General features: G+C 40.0%; 23 protein-coding genes and 1 pseudogene. 15 read left to right on the top strand and 9 right to left on the bottom strand.

The window, feature by feature from the left end; translation table 11 throughout:
- Positions 1 to 82 precede the first annotated feature (82 nt).
- Complete coding sequence (locus tag PL9631_RS08475; protein ID WP_083618979.1) at positions 83 to 454, top strand: hypothetical protein; 372 nt, start codon at positions 83 to 85, stop codon at positions 452 to 454.
- Positions 455 to 462: 8 nt separating this feature from the next.
- Here the strand turns inward: PL9631_RS08475 and PL9631_RS08470 are convergent.
- Positions 463 to 1,267: pseudogene (locus PL9631_RS08470) on the bottom strand (transposase).
- 212 nt (positions 1,268 to 1,479) lie between these two features.
- Between PL9631_RS08470 and PL9631_RS08465 the strand changes: the two are divergent.
- Together PL9631_RS08465 and PL9631_RS08460 are read left to right on the top strand one after the other, a co-directional pair.
- A complete protein-coding gene (locus PL9631_RS08465; RefSeq protein WP_083618976.1) occupies positions 1,480 to 1,773 on the top strand; it encodes a hypothetical protein in 294 nt (97 codons plus the stop codon).
- 253 nt (positions 1,774 to 2,026) lie between these two features.
- The gene (locus PL9631_RS08460; protein ID WP_156090487.1) at positions 2,027 to 2,197 is read left to right on the top strand and encodes a type II toxin-antitoxin system HicB family antitoxin; all 171 of its coding nucleotides are present in this window, start codon (positions 2,027 to 2,029) and stop codon (positions 2,195 to 2,197) included.
- On the opposite strand, the gene PL9631_RS08455 is transcribed toward PL9631_RS08460, so the two are convergent.
- Both PL9631_RS08455 and PL9631_RS08450 read right to left on the bottom strand, forming a co-directional pair.
- On the bottom strand, positions 2,183 to 2,587 hold the full coding sequence (locus PL9631_RS08455) for a type II toxin-antitoxin system VapC family toxin (RefSeq protein WP_231516679.1): 405 nt from the start codon (positions 2,585 to 2,587) through the stop codon (positions 2,183 to 2,185). The genes PL9631_RS08460 and PL9631_RS08455 overlap by 15 nt on opposite strands.
- Entirely contained in the window at positions 2,584 to 2,784 is a 201-nt protein-coding gene (locus PL9631_RS08450) for a hypothetical protein (protein WP_083618972.1), read from the bottom strand. Before PL9631_RS08450 ends, PL9631_RS08455 begins: the two co-directional genes overlap by 4 nt.
- A gap of 164 nt (positions 2,785 to 2,948) precedes the next feature.
- Here PL9631_RS08450 and PL9631_RS27370 point away from each other — a divergent pair, with 164 nt between their 5' ends.
- Together PL9631_RS27370 and PL9631_RS08445 are read left to right on the top strand one after the other, a co-directional pair.
- Positions 2,949 to 3,062, top strand: coding sequence for a DUF6972 family protein (locus PL9631_RS27370; RefSeq protein WP_407947578.1), 114 nt, complete (start codon positions 2,949 to 2,951; stop codon positions 3,060 to 3,062).
- A complete protein-coding gene (locus PL9631_RS08445; protein WP_083618970.1) occupies positions 3,022 to 3,312 on the top strand; it encodes a hypothetical protein in 291 nt (96 codons plus the stop codon). The genes PL9631_RS27370 and PL9631_RS08445 overlap by 41 nt, the downstream gene beginning before the upstream one ends.
- 172 nt (positions 3,313 to 3,484) lie before the next feature.
- Here PL9631_RS08445 and asnS read toward each other — a convergent pair whose 3' ends face one another.
- On the bottom strand, positions 3,485 to 4,876 hold the full coding sequence (gene asnS, locus PL9631_RS08440; protein WP_083618968.1) for an asparagine--tRNA ligase: 1,392 nt from the start codon (positions 4,874 to 4,876) through the stop codon (positions 3,485 to 3,487).
- A gap of 58 nt (positions 4,877 to 4,934) precedes the next feature.
- Positions 4,935 to 5,660: a riboflavin synthase gene (gene ribE, locus PL9631_RS08435; RefSeq protein ID WP_083618966.1), complete on the bottom strand. Its 726-nt coding sequence runs from the start codon at positions 5,658 to 5,660 to the stop codon at positions 4,935 to 4,937.
- A gap of 193 nt (positions 5,661 to 5,853) precedes the next feature.
- On the opposite strand from ribE, the gene PL9631_RS08430 reads away from it, so the two are divergent.
- The 4 genes from PL9631_RS08430 (at position 5,854) to PL9631_RS08415 (ending at position 9,048) form a co-directional block, all read left to right on the top strand.
- Positions 5,854 to 6,363 carry a bifunctional nuclease family protein gene (locus PL9631_RS08430; RefSeq protein WP_079677341.1) on the top strand — a complete coding sequence of 170 codons (510 nt, stop codon included), beginning with the start codon at positions 5,854 to 5,856 and terminating at the stop codon, positions 6,361 to 6,363.
- A 155-nt stretch (positions 6,364 to 6,518) separates the two neighbouring features.
- Positions 6,519 to 7,640, top strand: coding sequence for an aldo/keto reductase (locus tag PL9631_RS08425; RefSeq protein WP_083618963.1), 1,122 nt, complete (start codon positions 6,519 to 6,521; stop codon positions 7,638 to 7,640).
- 50 nt (positions 7,641 to 7,690) lie between these two features.
- Positions 7,691 to 8,221: a hypothetical protein gene (locus PL9631_RS08420; RefSeq protein ID WP_083618960.1), complete on the top strand. Its 531-nt coding sequence runs from the start codon at positions 7,691 to 7,693 to the stop codon at positions 8,219 to 8,221.
- A 65-nt stretch (positions 8,222 to 8,286) separates the two neighbouring features.
- Positions 8,287 to 9,048 (top strand): peptidylprolyl isomerase, encoded by a 762-nt coding sequence (locus PL9631_RS08415; RefSeq protein ID WP_083618958.1) that lies wholly within the window; start codon positions 8,287 to 8,289, stop codon positions 9,046 to 9,048.
- A 70-nt stretch (positions 9,049 to 9,118) separates the two neighbouring features.
- Here PL9631_RS08415 and hetR read toward each other — a convergent pair whose 3' ends face one another.
- Positions 9,119 to 10,024 carry a heterocyst differentiation master regulator HetR gene (gene hetR, locus PL9631_RS08410; RefSeq protein ID WP_083618956.1) on the bottom strand — a complete coding sequence of 302 codons (906 nt, stop codon included), beginning with the start codon at positions 10,022 to 10,024 and terminating at the stop codon, positions 9,119 to 9,121.
- Positions 10,025 to 10,501: 477 nt separating this feature from the next.
- Positions 10,502 to 10,867 (bottom strand): hypothetical protein, encoded by a 366-nt coding sequence (locus PL9631_RS08405; protein WP_083618953.1) that lies wholly within the window; start codon positions 10,865 to 10,867, stop codon positions 10,502 to 10,504.
- A gap of 298 nt (positions 10,868 to 11,165) precedes the next feature.
- Here PL9631_RS08405 and PL9631_RS08400 point away from each other — a divergent pair, with 298 nt between their 5' ends.
- A complete protein-coding gene (locus PL9631_RS08400) occupies positions 11,166 to 11,801 on the top strand; it encodes a lipase family alpha/beta hydrolase (protein ID WP_083618951.1) in 636 nt (211 codons plus the stop codon).
- Between the two features lie 27 nt (positions 11,802 to 11,828).
- Here the strand turns inward: PL9631_RS08400 and PL9631_RS08395 are convergent, their stop codons facing one another.
- Positions 11,829 to 12,257, bottom strand: coding sequence for a VOC family protein (locus PL9631_RS08395; protein WP_083618948.1), 429 nt, complete (start codon positions 12,255 to 12,257; stop codon positions 11,829 to 11,831).
- Between the two features lie 17 nt (positions 12,258 to 12,274).
- On the opposite strand from PL9631_RS08395, the gene PL9631_RS08390 reads away from it, so the two are divergent.
- A complete protein-coding gene (locus PL9631_RS08390) occupies positions 12,275 to 13,057 on the top strand; it encodes a TIGR00297 family protein (RefSeq protein WP_083618946.1) in 783 nt (260 codons plus the stop codon).
- A gap of 51 nt (positions 13,058 to 13,108) precedes the next feature.
- Here the strand turns inward: PL9631_RS08390 and PL9631_RS08385 are convergent, their stop codons facing one another.
- The gene (locus PL9631_RS08385; RefSeq protein WP_083618943.1) at positions 13,109 to 14,434 is read right to left on the bottom strand and encodes a tetratricopeptide repeat protein; all 1,326 of its coding nucleotides are present in this window, start codon (positions 14,432 to 14,434) and stop codon (positions 13,109 to 13,111) included.
- Positions 14,435 to 14,587: 153 nt separating this feature from the next.
- Here PL9631_RS08385 and PL9631_RS08380 point away from each other — a divergent pair, with 153 nt between their 5' ends.
- The 4 genes from PL9631_RS08380 to PL9631_RS08365 all read left to right on the top strand — a co-directional run bounded on the left by PL9631_RS08380 (position 14,588) and on the right by PL9631_RS08365 (position 19,085).
- Positions 14,588 to 15,721: an esterase-like activity of phytase family protein gene (locus tag PL9631_RS08380; protein ID WP_231516678.1), complete on the top strand. Its 1,134-nt coding sequence runs from the start codon at positions 14,588 to 14,590 to the stop codon at positions 15,719 to 15,721.
- A gap of 70 nt (positions 15,722 to 15,791) precedes the next feature.
- Complete coding sequence (locus PL9631_RS08375) at positions 15,792 to 16,382, top strand: chromophore lyase CpcT/CpeT (RefSeq protein WP_083618941.1); 591 nt, start codon at positions 15,792 to 15,794, stop codon at positions 16,380 to 16,382.
- 58 nt (positions 16,383 to 16,440) lie between these two features.
- Entirely contained in the window at positions 16,441 to 17,598 is a 1,158-nt protein-coding gene (locus tag PL9631_RS08370) for an NAD-dependent epimerase/dehydratase family protein (protein ID WP_083618939.1), read from the top strand.
- A gap of 89 nt (positions 17,599 to 17,687) precedes the next feature.
- The gene (locus PL9631_RS08365; protein ID WP_083618937.1) at positions 17,688 to 19,085 is read left to right on the top strand and encodes a DUF3370 domain-containing protein; all 1,398 of its coding nucleotides are present in this window, start codon (positions 17,688 to 17,690) and stop codon (positions 19,083 to 19,085) included.
- Positions 19,086 to 19,215 lie beyond the last annotated feature (130 nt).

Genomic DNA, 19,215 nt, shown 5'->3' with positions numbered 1-19,215 from the left:
TAACTGTGCGTTTTTATGTCAATTTAAACGCATAAATAGTCATTACAAAAGTTTTAAATACATAAAAAAGGAGCGATCAACTATGTCAGATATTGAAAATATGCAGATACAAAGGGCTACACAAGCAAGCAATGAAGTCTCGCGATTAATGGGGAGAGGTGAGTATTACAAAGGGCGAGGAGATAATGCTCAAGCCCTGAATAACTATATTAGTGCTCTTGAAGCATATGCGGGCTATGCGGAAGCAAAATCCGAAATTATCTCAGTTTCTGCCGTTATGGGATCTTCCCAAGGCGAAATTATATCGTCTGACACTTTCAGGACTTACGCAAGGACGCTATATATAGCGCATTCAGGATCAGGCGATCGCTTGATTCAGACAGAAGGGCGATATGCGTCCGGCACGCTACGCGAGCGCGCTTATAAAAAGAGAATTAATCTGTGTTTGAATTGATAAGTAAACTAAATAAAAGAAAGCTTGAGAGAGGGATGTTTAAGCTCTTGGCTCAGGTAATCTGCTAACAAACTAGCTTTTAACTGATAGACAGTTTGAGAAACTTTCTTAGCCATACGAGTCAGAAAAACCCAAACTAATAAAGCGCAAGCAATGTGGTTTTTTTGAATACTCGCTTTACGGCATTGGCAAGATTCTATCCCCGTTAATTGTTTAATTTCTCGGTGAAATTCCTCAATTTTCCATCGCAGTTTACATTGAGAGATGACTTCATCTATTGAAGACTGATTTAAATCATTTGTAGCTACATATTCCGTTCTGTTGGCAGAAACAGTTACCCGAAATAGTTTAACTTTTTTATCTCTAGGGAATTTATTTATTTTGATTAGCTTTCCCTGTTTTTCTTCAATTTCAGACCAAATTAACTGTTCAATAGGCTGATATTTTTTTTGACCTCCTGTATCATCAACCAGCCGGTTTTTTTTGAGCGGAACATAATAAATTTTCCCTAAATTATCAATCAAAGCCATTAACTTTTGCGCTGCATATATATTGACGGCGGACAAGTTCAATTTTCGAGGAAAATCTTTTGTCGAGTACCGTATCATCAAAAACTAAACAAGCTTCGGGATGGCTCTGAAGTTCTGAATGCACTTTTTCCCAAATCACTTCGGGTGTTAAGTTTTCTGAATTCAAGTAACGATTAATTGTATCATGGCTAAACTCTTGAATATGTTCAGCGAAGTTGGTTAGAGTATAATTGATTTGGCTACTCAGGAGATATTGGCAATAGTATAGATAATTGATGCTCATATTTTTGGGCATAGATTCTGATGCTATTTTAACATTCCTTATTCTCCGTTTCCAGATTTCTTTTGGGTTAGCGATCGCTAACTCCTTAGTACGCTACATATAGCGTCACTGCGTAAGTCCTGACTTTGTTTGAATTATTTGGTTTGTTACAGTTTATTGCTTCGTGCTGCAACAGTGATTCGATAGTCAGAGCATATATTGACTCTAGGCTTGTGCAGATTTACCAATGGCTTGACCAGTACGAAAAATTTTTTGATGAAAATACCTTACAAAGATATGAAAATATTGGGAATTATGTCAGAGAAATTGAACCCAATGTCAGTAAAAATAAAGAACGATTAAGCACTCTCAAGCCTATCAAAGAAGAATCAGATGAAGCACTCAAGATTATCAGAAAAGCATTGTCAAAAATATCCTATACAAAAATTTGCCCCTTAAAGTTAGAAGAGAGTAGCGGTTGTTTCATTGCAACAAATGTACTATCAATTAAGCCCCGGTGTTGCTGAATATATCAACCAAAAACCAAGAATTAAGAGATTTGTTAGAGGGCAACTCGAAAGTTTAGCGACGTGGATGAGAAATCAAGGAATTACAAAAAATTAATTGAGCAACCCAGTTAATAGTCGGTGCTAGTTTTCCAAAACTGCGATCGCTCTTTTATTTCCCAGAAATGCGATCAAAGATGTTGATAGAGCGATTTGCTAAACTAGATACTATCAGATATCCTAAATACATAACAATCATTTCCTGAAAATATTGATGAAAACTAAAAGTTTAACTGCCATAATTTACAGGGAAGATGATATGTACATAGCCGAGTGTCCAGAAGTAGGAACAGTTGACCAAGGCGCAACTATAGAAGAAGCGATCGCTAATCTTAAAAAAGCTACAAGACTCTATCTTGAAGAATATCCTTTAATGATTGTGTAGGGGCGAGGGAATTACCTCAATTAATCCAGTCTGGAAAGCCTGATCGTAAGTGATAATAGGCAGTTTTTCTAGTTCAGCTTGAGCCATCAGCATCCGGTCAAACGGATCTCGGTGTAAAATGGGCAAGTTTCCGGCTCTCAGAGCATGAGCGACCGTGATGGTAAGTTCGTTAAACTTGGCTTGGTGTAATGTGTCCTGATAATGCTCAACCAGAAATTTAGCTTCAGGAAGTTTCCCAATACGGTATTTGGTAGCAATTTCCCAAGCGGAAACACTGCTAACTAAAATATTATGGTTCGGATGGCCAATGATATCTCGGCATTCTTTGTTAAGTTTGAGGTCATTAAAAAGCCACCAGAGGAGAATATGAGTGTCAAGGAGGTAGCTCATTCCCATTGCTGGAGTTCCTCTTCGGGTAGGGGCTCAAAGAATGCGTCCCCCAGTTTTCCGGTGAGGAGTCCAGGGATACGAGGTTGGCAGTTTTCAGAATTTAACCCTAAACGAAAATCCTGAATCATGTTATAAATTTCTGCCAGTTTGTCTTCTGGGATATCTTGGAGTTCTTGCATGATCTGATCGATTATCATAAATCCTCCCAGGTTGAAAAAATATACAAGGCAAGTTCTAATTATTCATCCAACAAATCCTTGATTAGCAGTATTATTGTCAGATAAAAATAATAATTGTTTTATCTTTATTAATATCAACATCTTAGAATTATTATAGCATAACTGAGATCAATTATCAAGTATTGGTCTTTGATTTTTTAGAACTGCGATTGCATTATGGCAAAATAAAAATCAAAAAGACCACAGGTAAATATCATGTCATCCCTCGCACCAAACCACGCACAACAAAATCCTGAAAATACAACAATCCTGGTTAGTCAAACGTCAGAAATAGAATGGGAGTTTGCGGAAATCTGGGTTGATCCTTGGCTTTCTCCCCCCTATATTTTAATGTTAATTAAAGAACAGTCGGGTAAATTTTCGATTCAAAATCCTGCACAAAACTATAAAACTATTTTTACCAGCGAGACTTACGAAGAAAGCCAAATGTGGTTACTAGAAGATGAATATGAGCGAGTTAGCGGTCGCTTTTGTCAACCTGAATGATAGCAAAAGCGATGCTACGCCCAGCCGAAAGCGATCGCACTTTTGAATTGAGAAACCCCGTTGATAGTTGGTGTTAGTTTTCTAAAAATGCGATTGCAAAACCCAATAATCAATCTCGCCATAAAGCCTACCTGCTCAAAAAGAGCTTCTGTACTGATAACTAATAACTGATTTAAAACTCAATGGTTTGTGGCGCTCTGGGGAAAGGAATTACATCTCGAATATTACCCATTCCCGTCATAAATTGTACCACTCGATCAAATCCTAATCCGAATCCGGCGTGGGGGACGGTTCCATATTTTCTTAATTCTAAATACCACCATAATTCCTCTGGATTAATTCCTAAAGTTTTCATCCGATTTTCTAACATTTCTAACCGTTCTTCCCGTTGGGAACCTCCGACAATTTCCCCAATCTTTGGAGCTAAAACATCCATCGCCCTAACGGTTTTTCCATCCTCATTTAAGCGCATATAAAAGGCTTTAATTTCTTTAGGATAGTCCGTAACAATTGTGGGCTTTTTAAAGTATTCTTCGGCTAAATAACGTTCATGTTCTGATTGTAAATCTAAACCCCAACTCACCGGATATTCAAACTGTTTATCTGCTTTTTCTAAAATGGCGATCGCTTCAGTATAAGTAATTCGTCCAAACTCATTATTAATAATATTATGAGCCGTTTCTAATACCGATTTATCAATCCGTTCATTGAAAAATTCCATGTCTTCAGGACATTTTTCTAATACTGATTTAAAGATATGTTTCAAGAAATCTTCCGCTAAATCCATATCTCCTTCTAAATCACAAAAAGCCATTTCTGGTTCAATCATCCAAAATTCCGCTAAATGGCGAGAAGTATTAGAATTTTCTGCTCGAAAAGTTGGCCCAAAAGTATAAACATTCCCAAAAGCCATCGCCATTATTTCCGCTTCTAATTGTCCACTTACGGTTAAATAAGCGGGTTTCCCAAAGAAGTCTTGACTATAATCTACCTGTTGAGATTCTGTTAGGGGAATATCCTTTAATTTAAAATTAGTTACACTAAACATTTCCCCCGCTCCTTCACAATCACTGGAAGTAATAATAGGAGTATGAACCCATAAAAAACCCCGTTCTTGGAAAAATTCATGCACCGCCGAAGCACAGGCATTTCTAACCCGAAAAACTGCCCCCAAGGTATTAGTCCGGGCGCGTAAATGTCCAATTTCTCGGAGAAATTCAAAGGAATGACGTTTTTTCTGTAAAGGATAGGTTTCGGCGTCCGCATCCCCATAAACCTTAACTTGAGATGCTTTTAATTCTATCCGTTGTCCCTTGGCGGGAGACTCGACTAATACCCCGGAAATTTCTACCGAAGCACCTGTATTGAGTTGTTTTAAAATATTCCCATAGTCTGCTAAATCAGGATTTAATACTACTTGCAAATTAGCCAAAGCTGAACCATCATTGATTTCTACAAAGGTAAATTCTTTTAATTCCCGTTTAGTTCTGACCCAACCCTGAATTGTTACGATTTCGTCGGGTTTACCCGTTCTCAACAGTTGAATAATTCTACTCACGGTCATGGTTTTATCCTTTTTTTTAGTAATCAGTCATCAGTAGGGACGTGCAACGGCGCGTCTGTTAACTAAACCCGTGTTCAGCTAAAAACTCTGGGGTAATTTCTGTTAAGGTGGAAATAGCCGGAATATTATCATGATAACTTTCAATTGCATTCAAGTTTCCTTTGAGATAAGTTTGGAGAAATTTGCCGACATATTTTCCTAAAATATCTGCTTCAATATTAACCCAACTTCCCGGTTGTAAATCGCGTAAATTCGTTTCTTGATAACTATGGGGAATTACGGCCACTTCAAACCAATTACCCTCAAGATCACAATCAGAAATTGTTAGACTAATCCCATTGACTGCAATACTCCCTTTTGGCACAATATAAGGGGCGATTTGACGCCGCCAAATATTGCTGGCATTAACGGGAGCGCCAAACCGCATTTCCCAAGAACTTGCTGTCGAAGTAACGGACTGGAGACACCCGACTCCATCAATATGACCTGTAACAAAGTGTCCCCCTAATTTACTTCCGGCTCTCAGGGACGTTTCCAAGTTAAAATAACCTTCTAAACTCTGTCCCAGTTTTGTCCGGTTTAACGTCTCAGGAGACGCCGTGGCGATAAACGCCTTGTCCCGAATTTCTACCACCGTCAGACAAACTCCATCCACTGCCACACTATCGCCGATGGCTAAATCCTTTAAAATTAAGTCCACATCCCCCAGGACGCAACTAATTTGGAATTGATCTTGTCCTATAGGTTGAAGGGTTGCAAGTGCCTGAATAAGTCCTGTAAACATAGAGCAGTTAGTTGTTAAAGGTTGAGGTGTTGATGGTTGAGATGTTAAGGGTTAATGGTTAACACCTTAACGGCTAAAATCCCATGTCGATTCGGACAAAAATCAAGGCATACTGGAATAGAGTTGGTATGATTGTTTATAACTTAACCACTGAGTTTGTCGGGAATATTTGATATAGAGGCTAATAAACCCAATGATTGAAATGAAAGTCGCTGGAATTGCACTTGACGCGGCTACACGCAGCCCGATTATCCTACTGCGGGATGCGGTCGAGAGACGTGCTTTACCGATTTATGTGGGCCAGGATCAAGCAAAATCGATCCTTGGTGCTTTAGAAAATCATAAACCACCCCGACCCCTGACCCATGATCTATTTGTTAATCTTCTCGAAACTTGGGATATGACCCTGGAAAAGATTATCATTCATTCCTTGCAAGATAGCACGTTCTATGCAGTGTTAATTGTGCGTCAAGGGGAAATTAGGAAGGAAATTGATGCTCGTCCTAGTGATGCAATTGCTATTGCTTTACGCACCGATAGCCCCATTTGGGTTATGGAAGAAGTAATTGCAGATGCTTCTATTCCTGTGGATAGGGACGCGGATGAGGCGGAAAGACGGGCGTTTCGAGACTTTATCTCTAACTTGAGTCCTTCGGATTTAATCAAACGTTCAGAATTGAATAAAACCGATGAAACACAATAGGAGAGCAGGGGGAGCGGGGGGAGCAGGGGAGGCAGGGGAGGCAGGGGAGGCAGGGGGAGTACAAGGGGAAATGCGTCTTGACTTGCTAATAACCAAAAACTAATAATAACTAAGAAGCAAGAGTTAATCATCAACTAATCATCAACCTATCAATAATGCGTTATAGACGGTTTGGGAAAACGAACCTGGATCTTTCTGTATTTTCCTTGGGTACAATGCGTTATTTAGCATCTTCAGAAAATGCTTATCTAACAATAAAAAAAGCGATCTCTCTGGGGATAAATCATATTGAAACCGCACAGGGTTATGGTCAAAGTGAATCTTTTTTGGGGGCGGCAATATTAGGGGGTTTGTCAATAGAGCGATCGCAATTTTATATTACAACTAAAATCACCCCCAATTCTAACCCGGATGTGTTAGAAAAAAAAATTGATCAATCCTTAGAACGTCTAAATTTAGATTATCTCGACTGTCTAGCCATTCATGGAATTAATACCCGAGAACACCTAGAACAAACCCTCCAAGGACTATCAGGAGTTGAGAAAGCGATCGCCGATGGTCGAGTTCACCATTTAGGATTTTCAACTCACGCTCCCCTAGAGGTAATTTTATCGGCAATTGAAACAGATTTATTTCAATTTGTCAATCTGCATTATTACTATTTTTTTCAAAGAAATGCGATCGCCATTGAGTTAGCTGCTCAAAAAGATATGGGAATATTTATTATTTCTCCGACGGATAAAGGAGGACAACTGTATTCTCCTCCAGAAACCTTAAAAAAACTCTGTGATCCGATTTCTCCCCTAATATTAAATTATCGATTCTTATTAAATGATCACCGAATTACAACTTTAAGTTTAGGGGCGGCGACCCCCGATGAATTAGATGAATCTTTAGAAATTGCTAACCAAGAAATTGAATTAACCCGGGAAGAAATAACTATTTTCAACAAATTAGAAACCCAAAAAATAGAACGTTTAGGAACAACAAAATGTAGTCAATGCGATCAATGTTTACCCTGTCCAGAACAGATTAATATTCCCGAAGTCTTACGATTAAGAAATTTAGCCCTGGCTTACGATATGATCGAGTTTGGAAAATATCGTTATCAAATGTTTGAAAATGCCGGTCATTGGTTTCCAGGGAATAAAGCAAATCGTTGTAACGACTGTGGCGACTGTTTACCCCGTTGTCCTGAACAATTAGACATTCCCAACTTATTAAAAGAGACCCACGAACTGCTCAAAGGTACAGAAAGAAAACGACTTTGGGAATAACAATTATTTTCCTTCGTGTGTTTGTGGTTAATTTAATCCTATCATAATTTATGAATTTTATCAAAAAATTAGCTAAAATTTTTATCTATATGTTGATTTTTAATAGTTTAATTTATCCAGTGCGATCGCAAACATCTCCAGAAAAAGATAGTTTAACCATTGACTTGAATAAACCGACAAAACCCTGTTTTTCAGAAGATGCTGTTTTACCCTCTCCTGTGCTTTCTCAAACCGAACCGAGTATCCCTAATCTTTGGTTAGCAGAAACACTGTATGAAGATCCAGTTATGAAAACTTGGTATATTGAAAATAGTCTAGTGCAGCTTTCACCCAATCTTTATTTAGATTCTTCTATAACATTAGTCGTAGATCGAGAAAAATGGAATGCACAACAGTATTTAGGACAATATGTATTTGTTAATCGATTTGCTACCGTCGCCCAAAGTTATGGTTATAATGTGCGCGTTTGTAATCTTCAAGGAGATTTACTTGCCTATTATTACTGTGATTTCAGCACATCTCCTTTAGAGTGTAACGTTAAAATTCGATCAACGGGTTTAAGAAGACGGGATTTTAAATAATGGAGAGGCGAACCTAAACCCGTACAATATTTGTGAATAGAATTGTATTTAGGATATAAGTTCCAGTGGCCAATCCATTTATAACCGTCAACGACGAACCCATTCTTTTAAGTCAAGCCCTGAAATACCTACAAACGGCGGGGAAACTACAGCCGATGCTAACCGATATTCTACGGGAGTATATCCTGGATCGGGAATTGCAATCCCGAACGGATTTGGATGTCCCTGCTGCTAGTATCGAACAATCCGTGGTGAATTTCAGATTAGAACGGAATTTAAGTGATCCCCAAGCCTTTCAACAGTGGTTAGAAAGTAACCGCATGACCTACGAAGCCTTTCATCAACAAATTCTGTCCGGGTTTAAACGGGAAAAACTCAAACTCTCGATTGTACAACCTCAACTTGAGGAGTATTTTAAACAACGAAAACCTGCTTTAGATGCCGTGGTTTTATCAAGAATTTCCTTAAATGACTATGAACTCGCAGAAACCTTAGTATCTCGTTTAAAAGAACAGGAAAGCCGATTTGAAGAATTAGCCCGAGAGTATTCTATTACGAATGAACGCTCTTTTGGTGGGATGATGGGGGCCGTAGGTTGGTCAACTATTCCCGATAATCTCAAGGTGATTTTACAGCAAACCCCACCCGGACAAATTGTTGGCCCGATGGAAGTGGAGGGAGGCTGGTGTATTTTCCGAGTGGACGAGTTTTTAGAAGCCTCCTTAGACAACGCTCAAGTTAAACAACGGTTGCAAAACGAATTATTTGAACAGTGGTTAAATCAACAACTACAATCGACTAAAATTACCCTGAATATTCAAGATTAATCGGCTTAAAAATATAGGAGTTAGAACCCATCCTAACTCCTATATTTTGATCATCCTTAAACCTTTTGAATTAGTCTTCTTTTTCCTTCGGCCCGAATACCATTTGCACCACCATGGTTTCTCCTCCCTCTTGATGATATCGATCGGCCCATTGTCGAATAATTTCATCTAATTCTTCAATGGCTCGATCAATGCGTTCCGGGGGCACATCTAATTCTTCTAAAACCCTCATGACCCTTGGTTGACGTTCCGCCCAGTCCTTCATTAATCTAAAATATCTGGCTGTATCTTCCACCATAATAAAAGTTCTTTCCTCCTGATCTTCAGGGGAATAGGTGGCGCGGTTGAGGGCATAAAACGGCATTCCCCAAGGGGATTCGATTTTGATTACGGTTTCAGAATAGGTTAAACGGCGCTTAATATGTTCGGCTAAAGCTTCACTTAAAGGCATTCTGCGATTGGGTTCTAAATCTTCCTGAGAACGCCTATGTAAAAAATCAATTAATTCCATAAATTGAAAGGAATTAATTAATTGAGCATCGGGTAAAAATTGAGGAAGTTTACTTTCAATTACCCGTTTTTCTTCTTGAGTTAAACTACTCCCTGAAATCCGAGAACGTCCCGGTTGCCAAGGATAATGTTCTAACCAAACATAGGGAAACTGAATCAAATATCGAGGTTCTTGAGACCCCAACATTTTTAACAGTTTGCCTTCGGTGAGCGCCTGTTGTACTTCTTCAACAATCACCTTAACTCGCTTGGGTTCAATATGGTGCAGGTGTCCTGTCATTCTCAGGTTTTTTCCCTGTTCCATATAGGTCATATAAATGGCACATTTTGCCGCCGTTGCAGCCGCATCGAGGAACGCCCCATGTCGATGTCCACTGGTTCGCATGGCGCTAAAAGCCAGATATAACAGAATCTGATCCATAGCACTAGGGCTAAGACTTTTGATCAGATCAGTGTCTTTTGTCATAGAAACCTCATAGAAATTTAGAAACGAACGTGGCTTTAGTCGTGAGCAGAAAAGAGACTGAAGTGATGTCAGTCGCCTACAAAATTCTCAAGTTGATGACAGCAACAAATCAACGATAGCACCGTCATGAGTCGGTAGGCACTTGGTGCATTGTTGATTAGCCTATCAAAATTAAGTAGATTATTTAGCACCCTTGGCACTCAGGGTTCCAATATTAATTGATTAATCACACAAGTCTATTCTATCTTAAATATTGTTTGCAACAGCTTATTACGCCTCATATTGCCGATTAGATTAATTGGGGTCAACCCATTAAAGATCAAAAACACCCAAAAGCCCAAAAAACCATTAACCTCCCTAGCCTAATGCAGATAGCTAGGGAGGTTAATGGTTGTGGAAGTTATTTTGAACCCTTGGGACTTTCTGGGTTTGTTAGCTTAGTCTATGGCCTCGAAGCCCTCAGCCCAAAAGACCAAGTTAGGAGCGATTCATTTGATTGGCCATATCGGTAAACATTCCCAGACTCGGCCCGGGCCGACGACGGGGGGTGGAGGCTTGGGGCATTAAATATTCCGTAGAAAAGTTCATCCCAGCAGGGGTTTTAACCGGGGTGTTCAGGGGGGTGGGTTCCTTGGCGGGGGCTGGTTTCGGGGCAGCAGGAGCAACGCTTGTAGTTTGGGGTTTAGCCACGGCCGCCGTTTGGGGTTTGGCTTCTACGGGTTTGGCTGATTCCGCTTTGGGTGCGGGTTTAGACTCGGCTGGGGGTGCTTTTTTATCTTGAGCATCGCCAAACTCTAAATAATAGTCATCTTTTTTCTTAGAACCGAAAATTTTATTTAACATTATACTTACTCCGTCGTTATTTTTAGGAAGTTGAAAGCCTTAAGCCCTAAATTCAGACTAGGGAAAAACGCAAGATTTGTCTATAAAAATTTACATATTGTTACATTCTGCTTGAACAAAACTCCCGAATTTCCTGGGTTTTGGTAAAAAATATCTCATCTGTTTGCATTTATTTACAAATTTCTCAGAATAGGAGTGAGCCATTGATCTTAACCAGTCCCTGGACTGTCCCGGGGGTCAATCCAGAATCTCCCGTGATAGTCTAAGTTTGAACTAACTTAATCCAATTTTAAATCCGATGAATAATAGCAACCCTCGCAATCCGGTTTTATTGATTCACGGTATATTTGATACCAAAGCGATTTTTAAAACCATGACCGCCTATCTCACCAAAAAGGGATGGGATATTCATAGTCTGAATCTGATTCCTAATGATGGTCGATTTGGGTTAGAAGCCTTAGCTCAACAAATTGCAGCCTATGTAACCCAAACTTTCGCCCCCGAACAACCGATTGATTTAATCGGGTTTAGTATGGGAGGAATTATTAGTCGGTATTATGTCCAACGCTTGGGAGGAATTGAACGAGTCCAACGGCTGATCACGATTTCTTCTCCCCATCACGGCACTTTAACGGGATATCTTTACCCCACCTTAGCCGCCTCTCAAATGCGTTCTAATAGTCCGTTTTTACAAGACTTAAATCGGGATTTAGAAATCCTAAACTCGATCAATTTTACCTCAATTTGGACACCTTTGGATGGGATGATTGTTCCCGCCCAAAGTTCGCAAATGCCTATCGGTCAAGAATTCACGGTTAATGTTTTTCTTCATGCTTGGATGGTGACTGATAATAAATCTTTAGTCCTAGTCGAGAAAGCCTTAAATTCACCGCTAAAAACCTTAAATCCTTCAGGAACACCCGCTACCCTTTAAGGGGATAACGGGTAACAAAATAGGGGTTTAAACGTCTCCCACCTGGGCGTATTCATTACAGCCAAACACGGCTTCAAGATGACAGTAATATTTGAATTCTAATAGATTATAAAACGGATCTTCTAAGAAGAAAGTGCGGTGTTCCGTGGGTAAACCGGGGAAACGGCGCTTGGGTTCTTGGTAAAATTTTAGGTGTTTTTGTTGGGCGGCGTCTAAGAGAGTTTCCCAGTCGGCTTCAGCCGTAAAAATTAAGCCAAAGTGTCGGGGATAAATTCCATTTTGGGGCGTTAGGGGTTCTTGACTGACATGGGCCACAATTTGATGACCGTAAAGGTTCATAATGATAGAATTGCGGCTTTCCCGGCCGATTTCGCAGCCTAACCCGTCGCCATAAAAGGCTTTTGTTTCTTCGATATTGTTCACGGGAAAGGCAAGATGGAATAAAGTTTTGTTCATGGTTTTGAGATCCGATTATGATTTATGAATTAGTGTGGCTTAATCCTTGGGTATTTGCGATCGCTTTAAATACAGTTTTAATTAGTTTGGGGGTAATTGCCGCCAAAAAGTTATTAACTCCCGCCGGATGGATTCATGCTTGGATCTTAGGGGTGTTAATTTGGGGGTGTTTGGGTTGGCGGGGTTATCTAATTGTGGTGTTCTATTTTTTAGTGGGTTCGGGTGTCACCCGAATTGGCAAAGCCCAAAAGGAAGCCGCTGGAATTGCGGAAAAACGCGGGGGGGCTCGGGGGCCAGAAAATGTCTGGGGTTCGGCCTTAACGGGGATGTTATGTGGGTTAGGGGTCTTTTTTCTACCCCTAGGGTTTCCTGATCTTATAGAAATACAATCTTGGATACCGCTATTAATATTAGGATATGTTGCCAGTTTTAGTACCAAATTATCCGATACCTGTGGCAGCGAAATTGGCAAAGCCTACGGTCAACAGACTTTTTTAATTACTACCTTAAAACCCGTTCCTAGGGGGACAGAAGGGGCGGTCAGTTTAGAAGGAACCTTGGCGGGGGTTGGGGCTTCTATTGTGGTTTCTGTGTTGGCTTGGAGTCTGGGTTTAATTGATGTTTGGGGAATCCTTTGGAGTGTAATTGCGGCGTTTGTTGCGACTAATTTGGAAAGTGTGATTGGTGCAACCTTACAAACGAAATGGACATGGTTAACCAATGAAGTTGTTAATTTTATTAATACTTTAATTGGGGCAATTACCGCGATTTTTTTTGCCTATCTTTGGCAATTATTTTAAGGATTTAGGCAGTAGGGGTAATTCATGAATTACCTCTACTGCTGGGAAAATTTAACGATTCATTTGACGATTAACGGTATCAATTTTTTTAACAAAATAATCCTCACGGTATTTTAACTGTTGGGCTAATGCTAGTCCTTGTTGGAAGGCTGCGATCGCAGATTGATAGGCTTTTTGTGATAAATAAATATCCCCAATTTGATCATAGGCATTCATCATGCCATAATAATTATACCCTTGTTGATTGACTAAAACTTGGGCTTGATAAATGTCTAAAGCCGTTTTAATTTGATTTTGAGAGCGATAAAGTTTACCCAGTCTTCCCAAGGCTTCACTAGCGTTATCAAACTGTTGAATAGAGGCAGCAATACTATAGGCTTCTTGATAGGTTGCTCCCGCTTGTTCAAATTGTCCTAATTTTTCATAATTCCCACCAATTCCTAATTTAATTTCTGGAATTGCTAATAAATTTTGCTGAGTTGCATAATAGCCTACCAGTCTTTCTTTCACAGCAATAGCCTTTAAATATTCTGCAATTTGTTCATAAATAAAAGCTAATTGTTGTAGCGATCTTACCTGACTCGCCGGGGGTGTGGGGTTAGGATTTTCGGCGGTAGCGGGTTGGGGTTGAGCAGGTAGAATATCCCCTTGAATGGCGCGGATTTCCTGTTGTAATTCTAACAATTTTTCATAGGTTTCTGCTGCATTGGGATAATCTAACCACATCATATAAATTTGAGCAATTTCGTTTAAATATTGTTCCTCAGCTAAAATATCATCGCTTTGATTAGCAGTTGCTAATAAAGATTCATAGACAATTAAAGATTGATTTTTAGCTCTAATATTCTTAAAGGTTAATCCCAAGGATTCCCATAATTTAAGATCATTAATCTTTTCCGTATTAAGTTTTTTTACAATTTGATCCAGACGTTCTGTGATAAACTTTATATATAGTCGCTGACTATTATTCCAAGCAATTAAACCGATACGATTTAAAGCAGCAATTTCTGGAGCTAATCCAAAATAACGACGAATTCTTAACTCTCGATTCCATAATTCAAAAGCCCCCGGAATATTTCCAGCAGCTAATAATCCTGTAGCTTCTGCATTGAGTTTAACTAATTCAGGTTCTAAGATTTGTTGTTGACTTTGACCCAAAACTTGACCCTCGGGGGGAGGTGCAGGGAGTAAAGGATCGGGTTCTTTACTGAATAATGGGTTAGGGGAAAAATCATCTAGGAGAGGTTTTTCGGGTTCGGTTTGTTTTTCTTTTTGAGCGATCGCAACTTCCAGATTAACCCCACCTGATAATAGGATAAAAACCGGGATTAAAATAAAGTTTAGTCTTTGAATACTGCGAGTCTTTAGATTAATCATAAAATTAGAGCCTTAATATTTAAAATATAATCTATTATTGTATAACTATTTTTCCCCTTTTGCAAACCATCAAATCAGTTTTGCTGGGCTGAATTGACCGAAAAAGCAATAATATGGGATAATCAGAATCGGAGCGTTAGGGAGGAGAGAAAGTTGAGAGTTTGGAAAAAATGGGTTCAAAGTCTGATGGTTTTAGGCTGTAGCTTTGTCTTTTTAACAGCTTGTTCCGTTCCCCAAGTATCGGCGGAATCTCGGATTTTTGTTGATTTATCTCTAAACTTTTTAGGGAAATATGAACTCTCAAAATCCCTTATATTTAATGATCAACCCGTCGGTAATTTTTCATCCCTAACCTACAAAATACCCGGTTATGGAAGCCCCACGGATGAAGGAATTAGGTTTTATGGGTTAACCGATGCTTCCGCAAAAATCCAGACCATCAAATTCGATTTAAACCCTTCCGGGTCGATGAATTTACAAGATATCAGCCTAGAAAATTCAACTATTCTCAAAAATCAACAAAATCAACCCCTATCGGACACTAATATTTATCCCGATAGTATTGCCTTTTCTCCTCGAAATTCCGTTTTTATTTCCACAAAAACTTTAGAAAAATCCGAGCTTACTCCGTCTATTGCCGAATATGATTTAACAACCGGACAACTGAAAAATACAGTTCCCCTTTCCTCCTTTTATCTTCCCCAATTCAACGACTCTGAACAAATTCGAGGAATAGAACCCCAATTCGGCTTTAAAGGCTTAACTATTTCTCCCGATGGGTTTAGTCCCGATGGTCGAGATCCCTTTCGGTTATTTACTGTCACCGAAAAACCATTAATTCAAGATCGAGATCCAGAGGATGAAACTAAATTAAGATTATTACATTATGTAATAGCAGATCGAGCATCTTTTTTGGTTTCTGAAACCCTCTATCTTTTAGATAAAACCTCTCAAAAGTTAGTTAATATTGTAGCAGGTCAAAGCGGAATTTTTCTAAGTTTAGAACAATCGGGAGACAGTGGAAAAATTTATCAATTATTCACCGGAGATGCAACGGATACCTCCCGCATTGCAAGTTTAAAAGGAGACTTAAGCAAAATCCAACCCGTGCGAAAAAAACTATTATTAGATTTACAAGACATAGGAATAACTGTCCCCAATTTAACCGGAATGACCCTAGGATCTCGTTTACCCGATGGCAGTCAAAGTTTAGTAATTTTAAATCATCAAAATGATGGAACTGAGTTTTTCTTATTCAGTTTGAGATCAGATAACATAAGAGATTAGAAATTTTTTCTCCTGATTTCTGATTCCGTTGTATCCTAAAAAACGAAGTTAAGCAACTTTGATAAACGTCATGACTCATTCCACTGATATTCTCAAACTAGCGAAATTAATGGCGGCGGACTTTAGTAACCAAGCCCAAGCCTTTGAAAACCCGCCGTTTTTTGCCCATATTCGGGTGTGTATGCGTCCCCTACCAACGGAATTATTAGATGGGGTGAGCTTGTATTTAGAACAGGCCTATGATATTAACTTAAAACAACCCTATCGAGTGCGGGTATTAAAATTAGTTGTGGTAGAAAATCATATTGAAATTGAGAATTATGTGATCGAAAATGAGGCCGAATTCCATGGTGCATCCCGGGAACCGGAAAAACTTCAAGGGTTAACAAAAGAACGATTGAAAAAAATGGAACAATGTTCTTTTATTACCCATTGGACAGGAAAGGGTTTTAAAGGGGAAGTCGAACCCGGTAAAGGATGTATGGTAGAACGCAAAGGGAAAGTCACCTATTTAGCCAGTGAATTTGAAATTGACGAACACCACTTTATTAGTCACGACCGAGGACACGACCCCGAAACCGATGAACAACTGTGGGGCGCCTTGGCTGGGCCATTTCAATTCGTGCGCTGGACAAGTTTTGCGGACGAGGTAAAAATTTGACCCCCTTTCCTGATAAATTTACCGAGTATTAGCAGATCAAGATTCAACAAGTGTATTTATGAAAGTCCTGGTTATTGGTGGTGATGGCTACTGCGGTTGGGCGACAGCATTGTATTTATCCAATCGTGGCTATGAAGTCGGTATTCTGGATAGTTTAGTTCGACGTCACTGGGATCAACAGCTTTGTATTGATACATTAACTCCCATTGCTCCGATTCAGCAACGAATTCAGCGTTGGCAAGATTTAACCGGAAAATCCATTGACCTATTTATTGGGGATATCAATAACTACGATTTCCTGATTAAGAGTTTACTCAAGTTTCAACCCGAGGCCGTTATTCACTTCGGAGAACAACGTTCTGCACCCTTCTCGATGATTGATAGAGAACACGCGGTTTTGACTCAAGCGAACAACGTAATTGGGAACCTAAATCTGTTGTATGCAATGCGGGAACATTTCCCTGATTGTCATTTGGTGAAGTTAGGAACCATGGGAGAATATGGAACCCCCAATATTGATATTGAGGAAGGCTATATTACCATCGAACATAACGGTCGTAAGGATACTTTACCCTATCCCAAACAACCGGGGAGTTTCTATCATTTATCCAAAGTTCATGACAGCCATAATATCCATTTTGCCTGTAAAATCTGGGGTCTGCGGGCGACGGATTTAAACCAAGGAGTGGTTTATGGGGTGTTAACAGAAGAAACCGGGATGGATGAACTTTTAATTAACCGTCTCGACTATGATGGCGTGTTTGGAACGGCCTTAAACCGTTTTTGCATTCAAGCCGCCATTGGTCATCCCTTAACGGTCTATGGAAAAGGCGGACAAACTAGAGCTTTCTTGGATATTCGGGATACGGTACGATGTATCGAATTAGCCCTAGAAAATCCCGCCGATGTGGGACAATTCCGAGTCTTTAATCAGTTTACTGAATTGCATAGCGTCGGTGACTTAGCCCTGATGGTAAAACAAGCAGGAATTGCCTTGGGTTTAGATGTGGAAATTGAGAATATTCCTAATCCTCGTGTTGAATTAGAAGATCATTATTTCAACGCTAAAAATACTAATCTATTGGATTTAGGATTACAACCTCATTTTCTCTCTGATTCTTTGTTAGATTCTTTGTTGAATTTTGCCATTAAGTATAAGCATCGGGTTGATAATACCCAAATTATGCCTAAAGTTTCCTGGCGCAATCCCGGTTAATTTAGGATTATGTTTACTGTAGAGAAGGGTTGGGATCTCTACAGTAAGCCTTTTATTTTGTTATAATACAATGGCTAGTTCTATATCTTATGTTTCCCTTTACTCCCCCATTGGTTTTAGCAGAAATTATTACTATTCCCCCTCCAAATTCAGGGAAACGATATATTACCCAAGCGCAAGAAATCCGGGTTTTGCCGGGACAACTCAATGAAATTCCAGTTTTTAATAGTAATAGTCCCGAAGTTGTTAAAGGGGAAGGAATTTTATTATCTACCTTTCCCCAAACCGCTAAAAAATTCCCGAATGCCCATCTAAATGTTCCAATTAGTGGCGAGTTTGAATTTTTTTCCCATCATATTGCCCGTCCGATTAATAAACAACAAACTTTATATCAAGGCGTATTAGTTTATAATCCCAGTTCTCGACCGGTGACTGTTAATATTCTCCAAGGGGTGAGTTATGTGACCTCACCGGACGCGCCTTTTGTGGAACTCCCCTCCATGGTGGAAGACCCCCAGGGTCGGGTGTTTTCTGGGCCCGGGTCTCGGGTGGCGGGGGATATGTTGCGGGGAAGACATCAACGCAGCTTTCCTGAACAAATAATGATTGGGCCCCAACAAACCCAAATGTTATTTAGTTTGCCGATTCCCACGGCCAGTGCCCGCTCAACCCTCCTCCGATTACAAAGTAACGGCCCCGTACATATAGCGAATTTAGTGCGATTTAATCCCCCGGCGGGTTCTCCGATGATCCCCCCTATTCCGAGGTTTTCCCCGACTCCTTTTTTAACCTCCCCTACCTCACTTTTTAGCCAATGGCAGGATTTTTTAAATCTAGGAAAACTCGCTGAACCCCGAGATGTGATCCCAACTCCCGGGGAAAATGTCTATACCGGAGAAAAGGTTTATGGTCGTGTGGCCGGGGTATCTGTAGGCTCTGAATGGACGGGAACAGTGGTAGACCGTCCCGGGATGAATTATTTAACCCTTCCCTATCGGGGATCGGCTTTTTCCTATCCTTTAAGTACGGTATCGACGGCAACATTAGGAACCCAGCAGGTTCAAAGCGCACCTTTATTAGCTCGTTATCCAGATACGGCTTTGCGTGCTCACGGCAATTACGGGGTGCGTTATAACCTCACTTTACCCTTATATAATTCTACGTCGCAATCCCAAACGGTGAGTTTATCAATTCAAACTCCGTTTAAACAAAACGTCGCATCGAATCGATTAACCTTTATCGAACCACCCCAGGGACAGGTATTTTTCCGAGGGACGGTGCGACTGAGTTATGTTGATGATTTTGGACAAACCCAACAGCGTTATTTTCACCTTGTCCAACGTCAGGGACAGCAGGGGGAAGGGTTAGTTACCTTAAATTTACCCGCCGGGGGCTCTCGTACCGTAGGAGTGGAGTTGATTTATCCTCCCGATGCCACTCCGCCCCAAGTCTTAACGGTGAAAACCTTGGACATTCAGAGAAACTAATTCAGGACTTACGCAAATTGAGGGATGTAACCCTAGATGCAGGGGTAATTCATGAATTACCCCTACTATTGATAGCGGTGATGCGTAAGTCCTGTAATTGAGAAATGCGGTAGCCAGAAGCCCAAGAAAC

The sequence above is a fragment of the Planktothrix paucivesiculata PCC 9631 genome (assembly GCF_900009265.2).
Taxonomy (GTDB): domain Bacteria; phylum Cyanobacteriota; class Cyanobacteriia; order Cyanobacteriales; family Microcoleaceae; genus Planktothrix; species Planktothrix paucivesiculata.
This window is presented reverse-complemented; position numbering and strand designations above follow the sequence as displayed.